17 protein-coding genes are annotated in these 19648 nt (G+C 32.3%); 13 read left to right on the top strand and 4 right to left on the bottom strand.

The genetic code is table 11. From position 1 onward, the window contains the following. Nucleotides 1-30 precede the first annotated feature (30 nt). Nucleotides 31-582: a helix-turn-helix domain-containing protein gene (locus P8V03_RS04790; RefSeq protein WP_261673198.1), complete on the bottom strand. Its 552-nt coding sequence runs from the start codon at nt 580-582 to the stop codon at nt 31-33. Nucleotides 583-878: 296 nt separating this feature from the next. On the opposite strand from P8V03_RS04790, the gene P8V03_RS04785 reads away from it, so the two are divergent. Genes P8V03_RS04785 through P8V03_RS04775 form a run of 3 tightly spaced genes read left to right on the top strand, consistent with a single transcriptional unit; the run spans nt 879 to nt 4628 of the window. Next, a complete protein-coding gene (locus P8V03_RS04785) occupies nt 879-2387 on the top strand; it encodes a spore germination protein (RefSeq protein WP_318796975.1) in 1509 nt (502 codons plus the stop codon). Continuing rightward, nucleotides 2377-3483: a GerAB/ArcD/ProY family transporter gene (locus P8V03_RS04780; RefSeq protein ID WP_261673196.1), complete on the top strand. Its 1107-nt coding sequence runs from the start codon at nt 2377-2379 to the stop codon at nt 3481-3483. Before P8V03_RS04785 ends, P8V03_RS04780 begins: the two co-directional genes overlap by 11 nt. Beyond that, nucleotides 3483-4628 carry a Ger(x)C family spore germination protein gene (locus tag P8V03_RS04775; protein ID WP_318797104.1) on the top strand — a complete coding sequence of 382 codons (1146 nt, stop codon included), beginning with the start codon at nt 3483-3485 and terminating at the stop codon, nt 4626-4628. The genes P8V03_RS04780 and P8V03_RS04775 overlap by 1 nt, the downstream gene beginning before the upstream one ends. A gap of 88 nt (nt 4629-4716) precedes the next feature. Here P8V03_RS04775 and P8V03_RS04770 read toward each other — a convergent pair whose 3' ends face one another. From P8V03_RS04770 to P8V03_RS04765, 3 genes are all read right to left on the bottom strand, one after another. Beyond that, nucleotides 4717-5805 carry a GIY-YIG nuclease family protein gene (locus P8V03_RS04770; RefSeq protein ID WP_318796974.1) on the bottom strand — a complete coding sequence of 363 codons (1089 nt, stop codon included), beginning with the start codon at nt 5803-5805 and terminating at the stop codon, nt 4717-4719. 167 nt (nt 5806-5972) lie between these two features. Further along, complete coding sequence (locus P8V03_RS19180) at nt 5973-6314, bottom strand: LiaF transmembrane domain-containing protein (protein ID WP_261673194.1); 342 nt, start codon at nt 6312-6314, stop codon at nt 5973-5975. Beyond that, the gene (locus P8V03_RS04765) at nt 6296-6814 is read right to left on the bottom strand and encodes a hypothetical protein (RefSeq protein WP_261673193.1); all 519 of its coding nucleotides are present in this window, start codon (nt 6812-6814) and stop codon (nt 6296-6298) included. The genes P8V03_RS19180 and P8V03_RS04765 overlap by 19 nt, the downstream gene beginning before the upstream one ends. Nucleotides 6815-7020: 206 nt before the next feature. Between P8V03_RS04765 and P8V03_RS04760 the strand changes: the two genes are divergently transcribed. The 10 genes from P8V03_RS04760 (at nt 7021) to P8V03_RS04715 (ending at nt 19627) form a co-directional block, all read left to right on the top strand. After that, on the top strand, nt 7021-7395 hold the full coding sequence (locus P8V03_RS04760; RefSeq protein WP_318796972.1) for a BlaI/MecI/CopY family transcriptional regulator: 375 nt from the start codon (nt 7021-7023) through the stop codon (nt 7393-7395). Nucleotides 7396-7406: 11 nt separating this feature from the next. Further along, nucleotides 7407-9410 (top strand): M56 family metallopeptidase, encoded by a 2004-nt coding sequence (locus tag P8V03_RS04755; protein ID WP_318796971.1) that lies wholly within the window; start codon nt 7407-7409, stop codon nt 9408-9410. A gap of 118 nt (nt 9411-9528) precedes the next feature. Further along, entirely contained in the window at nt 9529-10680 is a 1152-nt protein-coding gene (locus P8V03_RS04750; protein ID WP_318796969.1) for a CapA family protein, read from the top strand. A 194-nt stretch (nt 10681-10874) separates the two neighbouring features. Then, nucleotides 10875-11819 carry a flagellar motor switch protein FliM gene (locus P8V03_RS04745; RefSeq protein WP_318796968.1) on the top strand — a complete coding sequence of 315 codons (945 nt, stop codon included), beginning with the start codon at nt 10875-10877 and terminating at the stop codon, nt 11817-11819. Nucleotides 11820-11821: 2 nt separating this feature from the next. After that, the gene (gene fliY, locus P8V03_RS04740) at nt 11822-12940 is read left to right on the top strand and encodes a flagellar motor switch phosphatase FliY (protein WP_261673186.1); all 1119 of its coding nucleotides are present in this window, start codon (nt 11822-11824) and stop codon (nt 12938-12940) included. 316 nt (nt 12941-13256) lie between these two features. After that, a complete protein-coding gene (locus P8V03_RS04735) occupies nt 13257-13814 on the top strand; it encodes a helix-turn-helix domain-containing protein (RefSeq protein ID WP_261673185.1) in 558 nt (185 codons plus the stop codon). Between the two features lie 165 nt (nt 13815-13979). After that, complete coding sequence (locus P8V03_RS04730) at nt 13980-14882, top strand: trans-4-hydroxy-L-proline dehydratase activase (protein WP_261673184.1); 903 nt, start codon at nt 13980-13982, stop codon at nt 14880-14882. 6 nt (nt 14883-14888) lie between these two features. After that, complete coding sequence (gene hypD, locus P8V03_RS04725) at nt 14889-17264, top strand: trans-4-hydroxy-L-proline dehydratase (protein ID WP_318796967.1); 2376 nt, start codon at nt 14889-14891, stop codon at nt 17262-17264. 49 nt (nt 17265-17313) lie between these two features. Continuing rightward, a complete protein-coding gene (gene proC / locus P8V03_RS04720; RefSeq protein ID WP_318796966.1) occupies nt 17314-18120 on the top strand; it encodes a pyrroline-5-carboxylate reductase in 807 nt (268 codons plus the stop codon). A 157-nt stretch (nt 18121-18277) separates the two neighbouring features. Then, nucleotides 18278-19627, top strand: a complete 1350-nt coding sequence (locus tag P8V03_RS04715) for a Na+/H+ antiporter NhaC family protein (RefSeq protein WP_318796965.1) — start codon at nt 18278-18280, stop codon at nt 19625-19627. The last annotated feature ends 21 nt before the right edge of the window (nt 19628-19648 follow it).

Raw genomic sequence — 19648 nt, 5'->3', positions numbered from 1 at the left:
ATATTTATCATTGTTAATATATAGTGAAACTTAGTATATTGGCGGGCAAATATTAGAAATTCCAGTAACTTTCTCAGAAGTTGGATTATAGAATTTATGTGGCATGTTCTCTTTTATATAAATGCTATCTCCACTATTTAAAATATACTTTTCATCTCCTAAGAACAGTTCGATTTTCCCTTCAATAACGAATATACATTCATCTGCGGCATGCAGCATAAATTCATCATTGCTCCAACTCTCAGGTTCTAGTTGAAAATATATAGTTTCCATTTTAATATCTACCTCTTTATCCGATGCCATAGGTGATATAAACTCATAGACCATGCTTGAATTTGGAAGCTCAAGCTTTTTTCGCATAGTAGATTGGATATAAACATTCTGTTTCTTTTCAGTACTTAAAAAAGTATAAATAGGCACTCCTAAAGAAATTGCAATTTTTTTTAGTGATGAAAGAGATGGTTCGGTAATATTTCGCTCAATTTGCGAAATATAACTTGACGTTAACTGAGTCTTCTCTGCCAATTCATTTAATTTTAGACCTTTTTCAAGTCTGATTTCTCTAATCTTAGTTCCTAACAAAATAATACACCTCCCCTTAGATTTTAATTATTGATATGTAAGCGATAAAACTCAAAATAAGTATAGCTAATTACTTTTAAACATTCACAGAAAAGGTAAAGAAAAACAATAATTAAAATTATCCATACCTACTAAAAGTATACTCTAATCAATAAACATTAGTAAAGTAGATACTTATATTAGAAACTAGCAAAGCTTCTTTTGAACCTAATATTACATATAGCCTATCAGTAGTGGCCTAAATTGATGTGAATAAATTACGTTACCTTTCAGATACTAATAAGGGTGATATTACTATGAGTTACAATAATGAAAATACAGAGCAAAAGAGCAATAATTCAGAGTTTAGCAATAAATCTTTACCACCCTATAACGATGCACTAACTCAAATTAATCAATTGACCACGGACAGTCCAGATATAATTAAAAAAAGAGTAGTTTTTAAAGATGGAAAAGAAGGATATGTCATATATCTTAAAGGACTTGTAAATCTAGAACTAATGTTTCAAGTGTTTATAAGCCCTATATTATCTTTAAATTCAGCAGACTTAAATAATAAAGACAATGTAGATAAATTACCTATACCTATGGTGACTTATTACTATGATGTAGCTAAGATAGTTGATGAAATATTTCACGGAGGCACTATTCTCATAGCAGATAGTGTGAACCTGGCAATTGGCGTGTGGTTGAAAACACCGGTAAAAAGGGACATTAGCGAACCTATAGGTGAAAAAAGCATTAAAGGTCCTCATGAAGGGTTTATAGAGGATATTTCAACAAATATTTCACTACTTAGAAGAAACATTAAAAGCAGAAGGTTAAAATTTAAAGTGATTGAAGTAGGAGAAATTACAAAACAAAATGTATATGTGGTATATATTGATGGAATAGCCAATGGTGAAGTTTTAAATAATCTGTTAAACAGAATAAGAAATATAAATATAGATGCTTTAATTGATACAGGATACATAGAACAGCTTGTTACAGATTTTCCACACTCGACTTTACCACAATACCAATCTACAGAAAGAACAGACAAGGTAATTGCTTCTCTTATGGAGGGAAAGCTTGCAATAATGCTAGATGGAACTCCCACTGTGTCCATAGTACCTGTTAGCTTCTCAGCTTTTTTTCAAGCGCCGGATGACTATAACTCCAGTTGGATTGCAGGTTTTTTTATAAGATTACTTAGAGGTTTTGCATTGATACTTGCTCTCTTTTTGCCGGCCTTATACATAGCTATTGTAACTTTCCACTATTATGCAATTCCATTAGATTTACTTGTACCTTTGTCTAAAGGAAGAGCAAGAGTTCCCTTTACTCCGATTATGGAAGCTTTATTTATGGAGATTACAATAGAGCTTTTGAGAGAAGCGGCCACTAGACTTCCAACCTATATAGGAACCACTATAGGGGTTGTAGGAGGGCTTGTCATTGGTCAGGCTGCAGTAGAAGCAGGTATAGTAGGACAGCTATTGCTTATTGTAGTTGCAGTTACTGCCATTGCCTCTTATGTAATACCGAATACTGACATGGCTTTAGCGATAAGACTTACCAGATTTGCCTTTATGTTATTAGCTGGAGTTTTTGGAATGATGGGTATTATCATTGGTTCATCAATATTTTTAGCCCATTTATTGGTGCTTGAATCCTTAGGTCAGCCGTACTTTCAGCCAATTACTCCATTTAAAATGAAAGATTTAAAGGATTCCTTTATAAGAATCCCTATGAAAAATTTAAAGAGTAGACCAGATATCGCTAAGCCTTCCGATGTGAAAAGAGGTAAAAAAGGTGGAAAATGATTGGAACAGCATAACATCAAAACAGCTAATAGCATTTATCGTGTCCTCACAGATAGGTATAGGAATTTTAACTTTGCCTTCCACTCTTGCAGAAGATGTAGGTCATGATGGATGGATTGTAGTTTTGCTAGCAGGAATGCTTTTTAGTACACTAACACTACTTATAATGCTTTTTTTAAGAAGATTTGATGGAAAATCATTGATTGAAATTAATAAAGTAATATATGGTAAGTATTTTTCCTTGATTGTTAGCTTAATATATATTATTTACGTTTACTTTGGAACTATTGTTACCCTCCGCGCTTTCGTGGAAATGGTTAGAATCACCATACTAAAGTTAACACCGATTTTTGCTTTGGTATTGCTCTGTCTAATACCAGAAATTTATTTAGCTTGGTATGGATTAAAGGCAATTTCAAGATTTGGAAATGTTATTTATATAGTATTATTTTCTTCTATAATACTATATTTATTTTCACTATACGACTATAGAATGGATTTTATACTGCCCATAGGAGAAGCTGGTATCCCTGCCATCCTTAAAACCACATTAGCAACTACCATGTCATACCTTGGTCCGGAGCTTGCACTTTTTATATATTCTGATATTAAAGATAAAGATAAGGCTCTTAAGTATGCAGTATTAGGAAACTTTATTACAACCTTATTTTACACAGCCACTGTACTAGTATTAACGCTGTTTTTTGGTGAAGAGATGTTATTAAGACTGGTCTTTCCTCTTTTTAGTTTTTCAAGCTCCCACAGGGTATTTGTTTTTGAGAGACTTGACTTGATATTCGTTTCTCTTTGGATGCCTTCCATGGGAACTACTATGCTGTCCTATTATTTTTGTACTTACTATGGTTTAAGCAAGTTGATGAGAATTCCAATAGGTACCAGAGATATAAATAGTAGTAGAATTGCCCTTTTTATAGGTATCTTGCTGTTAGTTGTGCCTTTAAGCCTTCTTCCAAAGACAAGTATAGAAATACGCAACCTGCTTAATATTCTTGGTTATGTTGGGATGGGAGTTATTATATTGACATTAATAAGTTATTTTATATGTTTATTAAGGGCGCGGAGTGGATTAAAGTGATGATACATATGAAAAAGAAAAGGATTAAAAAAACTATTATACTATTAATACTACTACTCTTACCTAATTTATTTACAGGCTGTTGGGACCAGCAGCCAATAGGACGCCTGAAGATAGATCTTACTATGGGAATGGATATTTCACCGGAAAAACGTCTTCTTATAACCAGGTCAGCACCAGTATATGAAGAAGAAATCAGCAGCAAGTCGGAAATTATCACCGAAGAGGTGAATTCACCACAGCGAAGCAGAGAAGAGTCGAGAGCTACCTCATACAATCTTACAGTAGGTGGGAAACTTCAACAGATTCTTTTTTCTAAAGAGTTAGCTTCAATAGGCATTTCAGATTTAATCGAGGTATCAGAAAGAGATACAGAAAGTTCACCTTTAGCTATGGTTATAGTAGTTGATGGAAGTACCAAGGAGCTTTTAAAAAAGGCTAATGAAATGAAAGATAAGCCAGCACCAGGTTTCTATATAAACAGGTTAATAGATAACAATATTAAAAGGGCTAGTATACCTGAAACAAGAGTCCATAATTTTTGCATAGCCTATTTTGCACCAGGAATAGACCCTATTGTTCCTAGAATAAAACTTGAAAGTGATGAAAATATAGGAATAAAGGTAATGGGAAGCGCATTATTTTCAGGAGATAAACTTGTAGGGGAAATAGATATTCGCGATACCGCCATATTATTAGCTATGATGGGTGAGATGAGAAGGTCTGTGTATTCATTTGAAACCTCAAGATCTTTTCTAGAAGGTAATAGACCTAAGACTGCAAGCTCCTTTTCCATAAATAGAACTAAAAGAAAGATAAAAGTAAGAATGGACAATGGAATTCCCAAGGTTGATATCTCTCTTGATATGAGAGGAAATGTTCAAGAATATCGATGGGGTGGAATAAAGGATAATAAAGACAAAAGTGAACTAGAGAAGCTTGTAGGTGATGAAATCACTGGTATTTGTGAGAAAGTGCTTAAGTATACTCAGGAAGTAGGTAGTGACCCCATAGGTGTAGGCAGTATGATGAGAGCAAAATACGGAGCACAGTGGAAGGAAGACCAGTGGAAAGAAAACTATAAAAAAACTGTGTTTAATGTTAAGGTAAATTATACTATTAAACATCATGGAGTTATTAAGTAAGGTTTTGATGCTAAATGAAGCTGTTTACTTATCTGAAGCCAGCAGAAGTGCTGACCTCAGATAAGTAATATATAAAATTCCCGTGGTGCTATTTGGCATTTAGAAGTAACTTGTCAATGATCCTATCTAAGCTAGTATTATTTGGACAGGTAAGCCATTTATCTGAAACCACAGTATACTTGCAGCCGTTAGACTTATTTTTTAAATAGGCATAAATTATTTCAACTTCATCGATTTCATCTTTTCCTATATCTATTGAATTTTTCAGGGTTTCATTATTAAAATAATATAGGATGTTAGTTTTAAAGATAGTTTTTAATTCTGTTAAATCAAAATTCTCTAATTCATATTTTTCAGTAAAAAGCACCTTATTTCCTCTAATGAGAAAAAGTTTCAGGATATCATCACTTAAATGCTCCAATAAAGCAATGTTTTTATTTCCTTCTGTAAATTTAACAATCTTTGCCTTATTTATTAGATAACTCACTGCACTTGAGTAATCTCTATACTTAGCAGCGTTTTCAAAATCAAATTTTTCTGATGCACTTATCATCTTGCTTTCTATGTCCATAATAATACTCTTATCAGTACCACTCAGTAACTTTATTATCTTGTCCAAAATATCAGTATACTGATTTTTAGGGGCAGTATCTAAACACATGCCAATGCACAGGCCTAAAGAATAATTTAAACAAGATGAGGCTTTTCGCCAGTTATTGCTGCATAGTATTTTATAGTGCTCTTTTATGGCAAGAAGTCCCCGTTCTACTGTACTCTTATTTGTATATGGACCAAAATAAAGGTTTCCATCACTCTTATCAGCTTCATTAGAGATTTGGATATCAGGATACCTGTCGTTAACTTTTATTTTTATATAGGAATAAGCTTTAGGACTTTTCATTAGTCGATTATATATAGGTTTTATTTCTTTTATCAATTTACATTCTAGCATAAAGGCTTCAAACTCTGTGTCAGTAAGTATATACTCAAAGTCTTTAAGATTTTTAACTAATTTAGCAGTCTTTGGAGAGCGAGAGTTAGAGCTTTGAAAGTAAGAGCCAACTCTATTTTTTAAGTTCTTTGATTTACCCACATAAATTACACTGTTAAGAGAATCTTTCATGAGATATACCCCTGGGGAAGAAGGAAGACTTTTAACTTTTTCTTTTAGGTTCACACTATCTCCTCCAAAAGCTATATAGTAACTAGATTTTATCACGGGACTAACTAGGTATGCAATAAATATAGCATCCTTCTTTTAAGGATAAGGCAGCGATTTACAGTGACCTTTAAAATAGCATGAAAATTTATAAAAGACAACAAAGTAATAATGCAAAGCAGCTACTAAAAAGAGCTACTTTGCATTATTAAAGAACTGCTCATAGGATAAATATGGTATAAAAGGTTCCCTCCTATTTTGTCAAAAATGCAAGCACTAAAAGAAAAAAGTAAAATTAAAAGGATAAGAAAAAGGCTTTTTCCGTCAAAAACTACTTTACTATTTTCTTTTAATGCAGCTTGGTTGTAGATTAAGATTTCTGAACCTATCATTATTAAGGTAATTGGCCACCACTTTAGAATTTGAAGGCTAACTTCTAGGTTATATAAATTACCTAGGAGGTAGACCAATCCAGTTACTATTAAAAGTATCCCTAAAGATAAAGTTCCTACTCGTCTTCCCCCCATGAGTTCTCATCACCTTTCTCTAAAATAGCCCTATTTTTACTCCTTAGAAGAACAAATCCTATAACTATAAAGAATAGTGAAGTAAAGGCTGATCTTGTAAATCTTATAAATTGATAATCTACATATTGTCCAACAATAGGGAAAATTATATTGTTAACTAGTGCAGCTATTCCTAAGAAGATGAATCCATATCCTAGGTATTTGTAGGCCGTATTTGTTTTAGTAAAATTATTTTCGTAGCCAATACTTGAAAAGATTTTTAAATCGGAGTCAATTAGCGGCTCTTCACCGGAAGCTTTTGATCTTACATCAAAAACGCTATAGAACCATATGATAGGCAGAAATGCTGCAATAAGTTCTATTTCAGTAGAGACACTTATACCAAAAGTTAAGAAAAATAACATCATAAGCTGTATACCATGTTTAGTAAGTCCAAGATACATGTGACCAGCTCCAGGAATAAAAGAAAAGAATATTGCAATTTTTTTAGAATGTTTCAATGTAAAATCCCCCTAATTCGTTTTTAATTTATATTTTTATTCTAGCTATAAAATCTTAAAATAATGTTACTAGATTTCTTAAGATTTTCTTAAAAGCAATTTATATAAGGAAATTAGGATCTATTAAATAAATTGTTATTGACAAAATGGTACTACAAATGTAATCTAATTATATAGACTACATTTGTAAGAAGGGGTGTTATTAATTGAAGGAATTACCTAAGATATCAGATGCAGAGTGGCAGGTTATGAAAGTAGTGTGGAAAAGGACACCTATTACTTCAAGTGAAATTATTGATGGCTTAAAACAAGACAGCCTATGGAGTTCAAAGACCATACATACACTCATAAGTAGATTAGTTAAAAAAGAGGCACTTGGAGTAGAAAAGAATTCATCACATTATTTATACTATCCACTTGTTTCTGAAGAAGAATGTAAAAGAGAAGAAACAAAATCTTTTTTACAAAAAGTTTATGACGGTTCTATTAATCTTCTGATTTCAAATTTTATAAAAGAAGAGAAACTAACAGAAGAAGAAATTGAAGAGTTGCAGAGTATATTGAATAAAAGTAAGAACTAAGTAGGTGAGATATGAATTTATTAATATTGTTTAAAACAGTAATTCCTTTATCTTTTATGGGAAGTATAGTTGCTTTGTTAATAGTAATGATTAAACAACTATTTAACAATAGATTAAGTGCCAAATGGCACTATTATATTTGGTTTCTTCTTATCCTAAGGCTTATAATACCCTATAACCTGCAAAGCAACTTTAGTATATTTAATTTATTCAGCAGTGCTCAAAGAAGCATTCAATTACTTCAAAATAATATATTAAATAAAGATAACAGTATTAAGGAGCAAGACCACAGTAACGAGAACTTACAAAATAAAGCAATAAATAATGATTCTACGAAAGAGATAAATAGTAATTTGAAGGATAAGGTTACTATAGGAAACTCAATAAACAAGGAAATTTACAAAAATAATACTATGGATATTAGTATTGTAAGTAATAATAGGAGTGCTATTAGCAGTTATTTGGCTGGAATATGGTTTATAGGTATTTTAACTATAATTATATATGTGATAACTGTGAATATGAGGCTTCAAAGGATAGGTGAAAAAGGATCTAAATGGGAAAGGGATAACATAACTCAGCTTTTGCAGCAATGTAAAAAGGAAATGAAAGTAAAAGGAGACATTTCTATTATTATTAATAATGAGAACAAAGCACCTTATCTCTTAGGACTCTTAAAACCTAAAATTTTCATATTCTCAGGAATTATTGATGAATTTTCAATGAAAGAAATAAGATATATATTTCTACATGAACTTGCTCATGTAAAGAGAAAGGATATATTGATAAATTGGACAATTATATTAGTACAAGCAATACACTGGTTTAATCCTGTAATATGGTATGCACTAAACAGAATGAAATTAGACTGCGAAATTGCCTGTGATGAAACGGTTCTAAATAGTATAAGCTTCACAGAACGTGTAAGCTACGGTGAGACAATAATAAACTTGACAAAGATGTTTTTTAATAACCGCCTAGCTCCAGGAGTAACAGGAATGATAAATAAGTCTGAGTTAAAAAGGAGGATTATCATGATTTCAAAGTTTAGTAAAAAATCAATAAAGAGGACAGTAATCACAATATTAGTAACTCTAATTTTAGCTGGAGTAGGGTTAACAAATGCCAATGAGTCCTTTAAAGGATACCTAGGATTAAATAGTTCAAAAGAAAATAAGGAAAAAGGAATATCAAAGGAGGAATCAGAGGTTTTAACCTCAGAGAAACAAAGGGCCATACTTGATAACCTTGATGATTTAATAAAGAAAGATACTAGTACAAATCAATTCATCAAAGTTGTAAATGACAATGTTGCAAAGGTTTCAAAGGAATATGCATCAACAATGATTTTTAAACTGGAAGAAATGCAGAAAAAGAATTTGCCTAAGCTAGAGGAAAGATTCTCTAATGATGATATGCAAAGTAAGATTAACAAAATATATAACATTAATTTTAACATAAACAAAATAGACTACATTGAGGACAAAGAACTAAAAGATCTGTTAGTAGAAACAAGAAACGGTGGATATAAAATTGAAACTGCAGAGGGAATGTACTTTCCTGTGTTGGACTATGAGTCTTATAAACAATATAGCCCATATGTAACAGAAGATATTAAGAATTATATACAAATAATGGCTGTTGAATCAAATAAGACTCCTATAAAAGATGCAGCTCTTATGATTAGCTGGGATGAGTTGTTGAAAAGAGCACTGAAACAGGAAGAGTTCATTAGTAAGTACGGGAATTCAGTAAAAATAAATGATGTAAGGCAGCTGTATAAGCAATATATAGTCTTTATCTTATACGGTGCAAATAATACTCCAATTTTTCAATATGATACAAAAGAGTTAGTGCCTGAAGCTAAAATCAGCTACACAAATGCAATAAAAGAAAGTAATAATAGTGAAACTTTAGGGAATATAAAAGGTTTCATTAATATATTGGAAGAAAGTAATTATAAAATTACAGAAAAAGTGGAAAGTTATAGAAAAGGAATATTAGAAAAAATGTAGAAATTAGATATATTTCCAGTTGGTTAGTGGGAACTATAATTTGCTGGGGAGATTATGGTTCCCAGTTAAGTGTGTTTTGATAGGGTAAATTAATCATAGTGAAAATGGAGGGATATTTTTGGTAAGGAAGAAAGAGAATAGAGAAGTAAAGGTGAAAAAAATAGTTATAACTGTCCTCATGTTCCTTGTATTTGTTGGAGGTTCTTATTATAGTTTACATAAAACTGTCTATAAGAAACTAGCTGATGAAAAGGTTTCTAGCAATAATAGTAGTGAAAAAGATAGTAATAATGAAAAAAATACTATTGATAAAAAAGAACCAGTTCAAACAGAGGTGCTTTTAAGTAGCGCTGGAGATTGCACTATAGGACATGATACAAATTTTGGATATGCTAATAGCCTACCAGCAGTTTTAAATCAAAAGGGGAATGATTATTCTTATTTTTTTAAGAATGTGGCAGAAATTTTTAAAGAGGATAATATTACTACTGTTAACTTAGAAACCACCTTTACAAATGCAACAGTAAAAGCTGAGAAGCAATTTAATTTTAAAGCTCCTCCAGAATACGCAAAAAGCCTTCCATTAGGAAATATAGAAGCAGTAAACCTTTCTAATAATCACATATACGATTATCTAGATAAAGGTTTTAAAGATACAATTGCTGCAGTAAAGGCAGAGGGAATTAATTACTTTGGTGAAGGAAATAAGTGGTTAACTGAAGTTAATGGAAATAAGATGGCATTTTTAGGATATAGGGGATTTAGCTCTGATGAGGCTTTCCTAAAGAAGGTTAAAGGCGATATAGAAGAACTAAAAAGTAAAGGTTATACTGTTGTAATTAATTTTCATTGGGGACAGGAGAACTCCTATTATCCAAGTGAAGGGCAAAAACAAATTGCTCATTATGCTATAGATCAAGGAGCAGACCTAATTGTAGGTCATCATCCTCATGTAATTCAGGGAATTGAAAAGTATAAAAATAAAATTATTGCATATAGTCTTGGAAACTTTGCCTTTGGTGGTAATATGAACCCAAGAGATAAGGACACCTTTATCCTTCAGACAAAATTTGTATTTAAGGACAATAACCTTGTATCTTACGGAATCAAAGTCATTCCGTGCAGTATTTCATCTGTGAGTTATGTAAATGATTACTGTCCTACACCACTAAAAGGAAACAGGGAACAGGAAGTTCTGGCTAAGCTAAATAAAATTTCTATGAATTTAGATTTTGAATTAAAGAATGATTTTGTATTTTTACAACACTAAGAGAGGGTTCGCTAATAGCAAACCCTCTCTTATGCTTAGCGTAGCCAGCTGCTATCTCTAATGCTAGCTGAATTAGGATGAAAATAAATATTTCTCATAATCTCAATAGTTTGCTATAATAAGGTTAGTTAAGAAAACCTAGTCAAAGGTAGATATTTAATTAATCTAATTAATCGGTGAAATGAGGGCTTAATATGTCAGATGTTTTATCTCAAAGTGAAATAGATGCGTTACTGGCAGCTATGGCAGCTGGCGAAATGATTGGGGAAGAAACAGTAACTGCTGATGAAAGTAATATTCCCTCTACGGTATTAGAGGATAGCCTAAGGTTCTCTGATAAGGATATGGAGGTTTTAAAATATATTCATACAAAATACAGTGAAATATTATCTTCATCTATTGTAAGTAGCGTAAAGGCAGAGATTGCGTTAGAGTCTATAGAGGAAATAAGATATGAAGAATTTATAAGGTCTATTCCTTGTCCAACAGTTGTGACAGTATTTAAATTGAATCCATTAGAAGGATACTTACTATTTGAAACAAGTCCTACTTTGGTTTTTCAGATAGAAGATCTTCTTTTAGGCAAAGGTGAAACTTGTGAATTAAATATTTCAACATTTTCTGAAGAAGACAAGAATACTTTTATGGAAATAACCAGTGATTTTATAGCAGCACTTAGAGAAGCTTGGAGTGATGTGTTAACTATTAGAGAAGAACTTGAATATGTGGAAACAGATCCAGCTAAAATAAACCTGTTTGAAAAGGATGAACATGTTGTTTTATTATCATTTTCAATAAATGTTGGCAAGATAAATGCTTTCTTTAATATATGCATACCATATTCAACTATAGAAAAACATTCAGGAAAATTAAAAGTAACACATAGGAGTTCAAATGGACAGTTAAGTAATAATTTAGATAGCACAAATCTAAATATAAAAGTTATATTAGATACACTTCAGCTATCCTTGGATCAGGTTATGAATTTAAAAAAGGGAAAAATTTTAGTCACTAATAAAAAGTATAGTAATAAGGTAAGTATATTAGTGGAAGAAAAACATTGTTTCAACGGAGAGGTAGGTTTATTAAACCATCGCAAAGGGGTCAAAATAATAGATTGTTTAGGTAAGGATGTGTAATTATGAGTAATGGATTATCACAAGAAGAAATAAATGCTTTATTAGAAGGAAATATTAGTGATGAGCAGTTGAATGGAGAAAGCAGTAACAGGTCTAATATTATTTTAACAGATATTGAAAAAGATATATTAGGGGAAGTAGGTAATATATCCATGGGATCTGCTTCCACAGCTTTATCAGATATGATAGGAAAAAGGGTTAACATAACTACTCCAACTATATCTACTACAACCTTAAAGGAAATGAGAGAGAGTTTTGAACTACCTAATATTGCTTTAGAGATAAAGTATGTTGCCGGAATTGCAGGAAAAAATATTTTGATAATGAGAGTTAGAGATGCAGCTATAGTAGCCAATATAATGATGGGCGGAGAGGGACAAGTTACTTCAGACGAACTATCTGAAATAGAAGAAAGTGCAGTTTCTGAGGCAATGAATCAAATGATGGGTTCAGCGGCTACAGCTATGGCAACTATGTTCTCAAGGAAAGTAGACATATCTCCTCCAAAATCAAAGATTTGGGATTCTATGACTTCTAATATGTCGGAAAACATTGAAGAAGAGGAGGAAGTTGTTCAAGTAGCCTTTAGATTACATATAGAAAATCTGTTAGATAGTGTTATTATGCAGGTATTATCAGGAGAAACAGTGAAGCAAATAGCGTCTATAATGATGGGAACTGAAGCTCCTTGTGAGAGCCCATCTAATGATATTGTAATCGAAAGTAAGCAAGATGCTGTAGAAAAAATAAAAGAACAGGCAATTGTTATGGAGAAGCAGGAAGAAAACAGCATAGCAGGTTATGCTGAACAGGGAACTTCTTTAGAGCATAGTATAGAAAAAGTTCAGTATAAACAATTTAGTGATTTTGATAATGTATCTAGGAATACCAACTCAATACTAGATGTTCCTTTAAATATACAGGTAGTATTAGGAGATGCTCAGAGGAGCATAAAAGAAATTTTAAATTTTAAAAATGGAACGCTGCTTCAGTTAAATCAGATGGAAAATCAACCAGTAGAACTACAGGTCAATGGAAAGGTAATTGCCTATGGAGAAGTGGTTGTAGTAGATGGTAATCTTGCTATAAATATTACAGACGTAAATAATGACAATATTTAAAAAGGGATGGTTTACAATTTTTCTGAAAATGAAAGATTGTGAACCTTTTTTATTTATAAATCTTTAATAATTAAAATCAACTGAGCAGCTAAAGTTTAACTTTCATTTACGCTTCTATATTAGAGAAATAAATTTTTTGTGAAATAATTAAATGTGATTTTGTAGTTTAAATTTTATAACTATAAAATTTTTTTCAGCATAGTGAAAAAACAGTAGACTTTACCAAAGATAAGTATTATAATTATAATTGTAAGAATTATTAAAATATTAGCACCGTAATAGCGAGATTTTACTAAAAAATAGTGAGGAAATACTTATGACAGAAGATGTAGGAAGAAAGATAAAAGAATTAAGAATTAGTAAAAATTTAACCTTAAAGGATTTGAGTGCCGAAACAAATTTATCCATTGGGTTTTTATCTCAATTAGAGAGAGGATTGACCACTATAGCTATAGATTCTTTAGACAAGGTTGCTAAAGCTCTAGAGGTGAACTTATCCTATTTTCTAGATGATTTTAAGAGTAATAAAAAAGTTATACTTCGAAGCTATGAAAAAGAGGTGTTCCAGGTCTATAGTAATCAGTTTATACACTATCATTTAACAAATGATGTAGGAGAGAAAAGCTTTCTGCCTAGGCTTATAGAGATACTACCTACAAATAGCAAAGAGGAAGTAGCGCCTTATCCACATGAAGGTGAAGAATTTATTTATGTTTTAGAAGGAATTTTAACACTATTTATAAATAATGAACAGCATGAACTGTATCCTGGAGATAGTGCTCATTATAACTCAAGCATTGTCCACAATTGGGCAAATTACACAAGCAAAACTGTAAAAATCTTGACCGTAAATGGTCCAAGTGTTCTTAGGTAGTAAACTATTAAACTCACTGAGCAAGTTTATCTTTGGTAAGGTAAAAGAATAAAATAAAAATAAATAATATTAATATCTAGAGAGTTTGACTTTTTTATAAATAATACTAGATATTATTTATTTTAAGTATAAATGTTAAAAATTTAACGCTAATAGGAGGATGAAATGACGTCAGGAACTGTAATTAACATTCAAAAGTACTCTATTCATGATGGGCCGGGAATTCGAACAACAGTATTTTTAAAAGGCTGTCCCTTAAAGTGTTGGTGGTGTCATAATCCAGAAAGTCAGAGTTTAAAGCATGAAATCATGTTCTTTGAAGAAAGATGTACAGGATGCGGGAGCTGCATCAAGAGATGTCCTGAAAAGGCCATCCAGTTCAAGGATAGTTATCCTGTTGTAGATGAGAACAAATGTAAAATCTGTGGTAAATGTACTGATTTTTGTCCGAATAATGCTAGGGAATATGTAGGAAAAGATATGACAGCTCAGGAGCTTATGAGGGAAATAATAAAGGATGAGGTTTTTTATGATGAATCCAATGGAGGAGTCACATTTTCAGGGGGAGAGCCTTTAATTCATGCAGATTTTTTAGCCCAGCTTTTAAAGCTTTGCAAAGAAAGGGGAATTCACACTGCTGTAGATACCAGCGGCTATGTGGCCTGGGAAAACTTTGAGAAAATATTTGACAAGGTTGACCTATTCTTATTTGATCTTAAGCATATGAATAACGATATGCATAAGAAATATATGGATGTACCTAATGATTTAATCCTAGAAAATTTAAAAAAACTATCAGATAAAAACTGTAACATATTCATAAGAATGCCTATTATTGCAGGTGTCAATGATGATAGTGAGCATATTGAAAAAGCTATAGAATTTATAGAAAAGCTAAATGTTCTACAGGTAAACTTATTGCCATATCATAAAATGGGTATGGATAAGTATAGAAGGCTTAAAATGGACTATAGGTTATCTGGTATGGAAAAGCCATCTAATGAAAGGATGGAGGAAATAGCAGATAAATTTAAAAAGTCCGGAATAAGGATTAAAATAGGGGGGTAACGGATCATGATGACTGAAAGAGTAAAAAAATTAAAAGAGCAGAGTTTAAATGCAGAGCCACGAATTTCTATGGAAAGAGCTAAAATTGAGAATGATGTCTATCAAAAATACGAAGGAAAGGTCAGCGTTCCTGTACTTAGAGCACTAGTTTTAAAAGAACTAATGACTAGAAAAGAACTGTGCATAAACGAAGGGGAGTTAATAGTTGGAGAAAGAGGAGAGGCACCAGCAGCAACTCCAACCTATCCTGAATTATGCTGTCACACAATAGAAGATTTTGAAATAATGGATATGAGAGAAAAAATATCTTTTAAGGTTACTGAGGAAGATAAAAGAATTCAAAGGGAAGTCATAATTCCATACTGGGAAAAGAGATCTATGAGACATAAAATTCTAGAAAGCATGTCTGAGGAATGGAAAGAGTGTTATTCCGCAGGAATATTTACAGAATTTATGGAGCAAAGGGGACCTGGACATACTACTGGAGACGATAAAATATTTAATAAAGGTTTTTTAGAGTTTAAAAAAGATATAGAAATAGCTATGGGGAAACTGGACTATTATGGAGATGACGAAGCTTTAGATAAGAGAAATCAACTAGAAGCTATGAATATAGCCTGTGATGCAGTAATTACTTTAGGAGAACGTTATGCAAAATATGCTGCAGAGTTGGCAGAAAAGGAAGAGGACCCTATTAGAAAAAAAGAGTTACTTGAAATATCACAAGTATGTAGCCATGTTCCAGCTAATGCTCCAAGAAATTTTAGAGAAGCTCTTCAGATGTACTGGTTTGTTCACCTATGTGTTATTTCAGAGTTAAATCCATGGGATGCATATAATCCAGGAAGATTAGATCAGCATTTATACCCTTTCTATAGTAGGGAATTAGAAGAGGAGACATTGACAAGAGAGGAAGCAGAGGAACTATTACAGTGTTTTTGGGTTAAATTTAATAATCAACCGGCACCACCTAAGGTTGGAATAACCTTAAAAGAAAGTGGAACTTATACAGACTTTGCCAACATCAATATTGGTGGAGTAAGAAAAGACGGATTAGATGGAGTTAACGAAGTAAGTTATCTTCTATTAGATGTAATAGATGAGATGAGATTACTGCAACCTAGTTCAAATGTTCAAATTAGTAAAAAGAGCCCACAAAGATTCGTAAAGAGGGCCTGTGAAGTTTCAAGAGAGGGATGGGGACAGCCATCTATGTTTAATGCAGATGCAGTTATTCAAGAGCTAGTAAGAGCGGGGAAATCAATAGAGGATGCTAGATGTGGTGGTACTAGTGGATGTGTTGAAGCTGGTGCTTTCGGAAAGGAAGCTTATATTCTCACAGGATATTTTAATTTGCCTAAGATTCTTGAAATAACACTTAATAACGGCGTAGATATAATGACTGGTAAAAAGCTAGGCATAGAAACAGGAGATGTTACAAAGTTTGAAAGCTTTGAGGAAGTTTTTGAGGCATTTAAGAAACAGCTTAAGCACTTTATAGATATAAAGGTTAGAGGAAATAGAGTAATTGAAAGATTATATGCAACTTTAATGCCTGTACCATTTCTTTCAGTAGTAACCAGTGATTGTATTTCAAAGGGAAAGGATTATAATGCCGGTGGTGCTAGATATAATACCACTTATATTCAAGGAGTAGGTATAGGAACTATTACAGACAGTTTAACTGCCATTAAGTATCAAGTTTTCGATAAAAAGAATGTATCTATGTCAGAGTTAATGGAAGCATTAAAAGACAACTTTGAAGGTCATGAGGATATATTAAATCTGGTAAGGAATAAGACCCCTAAATACGGTAATGATGACGACTATGCAGATACTGTAATGAGGCAGATATTTGATGCTTACTATAATGAGGTAAATGGCAGAAAGAATGGAAGAGGAGGAGTTCACAGAATAAATATGCTTCCAACTACTTGTCATATCTACTTCGGTTCTGTTATGGGAGCAAGTGCAAATGGAAGAAAAGCACAGGTTCCAGTTTCAGAGGGTATTTCTCCGGAAAAAGGATCGGATGTAAAGGGACCTACAGCAGTAGTAAAATCCGCTGCCAAGATGGACCACTTAAGAACGGGAGGAACTTTATTAAATCAAAAATTTGACCCTTCTGTTGTACAGGGAGAAGTAGGTTTAAATAATATGGCAAGCTTAGTAAGAGCATATTTTACAATGGATGGTCATCACATTCAATTTAATGTAGTAAGTAAGGAAACTTTAATAAATGCCCAAAAGAATCCAGATGAATATAAAAATTTAATTGTTCGTGTTGCCGGATATAGCGATTATTTCAACAACCTAGATAAGGTTTTACAGCAGGAAATAATCGATAGAACAGAACAATCCTTTGAAGGAGCATGCTGCTAGGTTATTTATTGAAAATTATTATGGGAAAGTGTTTAAGAGGTGAAGGAAAATGAACAAAATAATAGGGTTTATTGGATGCGGTAACATGGGACAGGCGATGATTGGGGGAATAATCAAAGCAAAAATAGTTTCACCAGCTAATATAGTAGTGGCTGACTTAAATGAAAAGAGTCTTGCTGAAACTGAAGTAAAATATGGAGTAAAAGTAACTAAGGACAATAAAGCTGCTGCTGAAAATAGTGATATTTTAATACTGTCGGTAAAGCCGAATTTATATCCAGTGATAATCAAAGAAATAAAGGATAAGATTAAAGAAGATGTAGTAGTAGTTACTATTGCAGCAGGAAAATCTATTAATGGAACAGAAGAACAGTTTGGAAGAAAGATAAAAGTGGTTAGAGTAATGCCTAATACACCAGCACTTGTAGGAGAGGGAATGGCTGCTTTGTGTCCTAATGATGCAGTAACTAAGGAAGAATTAGGGGAAATTAAAAATATTTTTGAAAGCTTTGGTAAATCAGAAGTTGTAAGTGAAAATTTAATGGATGTTGTAACCTCTGTCAGTGGTTCATCACCAGCTTATGTATATATGTTTATTGAGGCTATGGCAGATGCCGCTGTTTTAGATGGTATGCCAAGAAATCAAGCTTATAAATTTGCAGCACAGGCGGTTTTAGGTGCAGCAAAAATGGTGATAGAAACAGGAATGCATCCAGGAGCACTTAAAGATATGGTTTGCTCTCCAGGAGGAACAACTATTGAAGCAGTAGCTACTCTTGAAGAAAAGGGCTTAAGAGATGCAGTTATTTCTGCAATGAGAAGTTGTACTAAAAAATCTATTGAGATGTCTAAGTAGCTTAAGAAAGGGTATGAAAGTTTTTTCATACCTTTTTTAATGGTTAAAATTAGTGAATTTTATCTTAGTTTTTAGATAATATATAATTATCAATTTTTAGGTCAATTAGACAGCATATCTGATATAATTAAAGAAGAAATAAATGGAGTTTTAGAAGGTGATTACTTTGGATTTAATTTTAGCGACTACTATAACATTTATATTACTAGTTTTAAGTGTTTATAAAGGAATATTTCTTGCATATCCATTAACCGTTGGTCTGGTGCTGTTTTCTATATTGTCATTGAAAAGAGGATACTCTGCAAAAGATACCCTAATTATGATTTATAATGGAGGAAAAAAATCTTTTATAGTCATAAAAATTTTTTTGCTTATAGGAGCTGTCATAGCTATGTGGATGACTTCAGGTACTGTAGCAGCTATAGTTTATTATGGAGTAGGATTAATAAAACCCAATATATTTATTCTCTGTGCCTTTTTAATCAGCTGCCTTGTATCCTCTTTAATTGGTACGTCGGTGGGAACAGCAGGAACGGTAGGGATAGCCCTTATGGTAATTGCAAAGGGAGGAGGGGCAAATATTGCAGCTACAGCTGGAGCAATCATTGCTGGGGCTTATTTTGGTGATAGGTGTTCTCCTATGTCTTCAAGTGCCAGCTTAGTAGCCTATTTAACAGGAACTAATATTTATGATAATATTAGGAACATGTTCAAGACATGCATCATTCCCTTTGGTATATCAATAATCTTCTATTATACAATATCAAGAGTATTTCCACTTCATAGTTCCGTCAGCGGTATAAATGTGGAACTTGCCAAGGCATTTAACATAAATCTTATTGCTTTGCTTCCAGCAGTGGTAATTATTGTGCTTTCAGCGTTTAAAGTCAAGGTTAGAGTTTCTATTATTATAAGCATAATTACCTCATTTTTTTTAGCGGTTTTTATGCAGCATGAAACTGTAGTAAACTGCGTTAAGTTTATAATTTTTGGGTATAGTATGGACAAAACTAATACTCTTTATAATGTAATAAAAGGAGGAGGACTAGTTTTAATGCTGAAAACATCTTTAGTTATATTGGTTGCATCAGCATTTGCAGGCATAGTTGAAGAAACTAAAATGTTAAATAGTATTGAAACTATAACAAGAAAAGCCAATTATAGATATGAAATTTTTAGAAATATGATAATTACTAGTATATTTACTGCTGCTGTGGGCTGCAGTCAGGTATTTGCAGTAATTTTGACTCATATGCTAAACAAAAATGCCTATGAAAAAAATGAAATAGATAATTCAAGTATAGCTATAGATTTAGAGAATACAGCCATAATGATTTCTGCACTAATTCCTTGGAATGTTGCTCTCCTTGTGCCAATTACCATCCTAGGAACGGACAGTTCCTGTATACCTTATTTAATATATATATATATTCTACCAATTTGGAATCTAATATCCTTAAGGAGTAGGAATGATAAAAAAAGTGCTGTGGCAGGTTTAAATTCTTAAAGCCTATTCTGATAATAATAA

Source organism: Clostridium tanneri, assembly GCF_033659955.1.
Classification (GTDB): Bacteria; Bacillota; Clostridia; order Clostridiales; family Clostridiaceae; genus Clostridium_AM; species Clostridium_AM tanneri.
Note: the sequence above shows the minus strand (reverse complement) of the source record. Positions and strands in the feature narration are given on the sequence as shown.

What these genes read in the sequence shown, in the direction of transcription:
- P8V03_RS19180 (WP_261673194.1), bottom strand. Translation starts at nt 6,314, where the DNA reads ATGGGGGGAAGACGAGTAGGAACTTTATCTTTAGGGATACTTTTAATA.
- proC (WP_318796966.1), top strand. Translation starts at nt 17,314, where the DNA reads ATGAACAAAATAATAGGGTTTATTGGATGCGGTAACATGGGACAGGCG.
- fliY (WP_261673186.1), top strand. Translation starts at nt 11,822, where the DNA reads ATGAGTAATGGATTATCACAAGAAGAAATAAATGCTTTATTAGAAGGA.
- hypD (WP_318796967.1), top strand. Translation starts at nt 14,889, where the DNA reads ATGATGACTGAAAGAGTAAAAAAATTAAAAGAGCAGAGTTTAAATGCA.
- P8V03_RS04745 (WP_318796968.1), top strand. Translation starts at nt 10,875, where the DNA reads ATGTCAGATGTTTTATCTCAAAGTGAAATAGATGCGTTACTGGCAGCT.
- P8V03_RS04785 (WP_318796975.1), top strand. Translation starts at nt 879, where the DNA reads ATGAGTTACAATAATGAAAATACAGAGCAAAAGAGCAATAATTCAGAG.
- P8V03_RS04775 (WP_318797104.1), top strand. Translation starts at nt 3,483, where the DNA reads ATGATACATATGAAAAAGAAAAGGATTAAAAAAACTATTATACTATTA.
- P8V03_RS04735 (WP_261673185.1), top strand. Translation starts at nt 13,257, where the DNA reads ATGACAGAAGATGTAGGAAGAAAGATAAAAGAATTAAGAATTAGTAAA.
- P8V03_RS04755 (WP_318796971.1), top strand. Translation starts at nt 7,407, where the DNA reads ATGAATTTATTAATATTGTTTAAAACAGTAATTCCTTTATCTTTTATG.
- P8V03_RS04730 (WP_261673184.1), top strand. Translation starts at nt 13,980, where the DNA reads ATGACGTCAGGAACTGTAATTAACATTCAAAAGTACTCTATTCATGAT.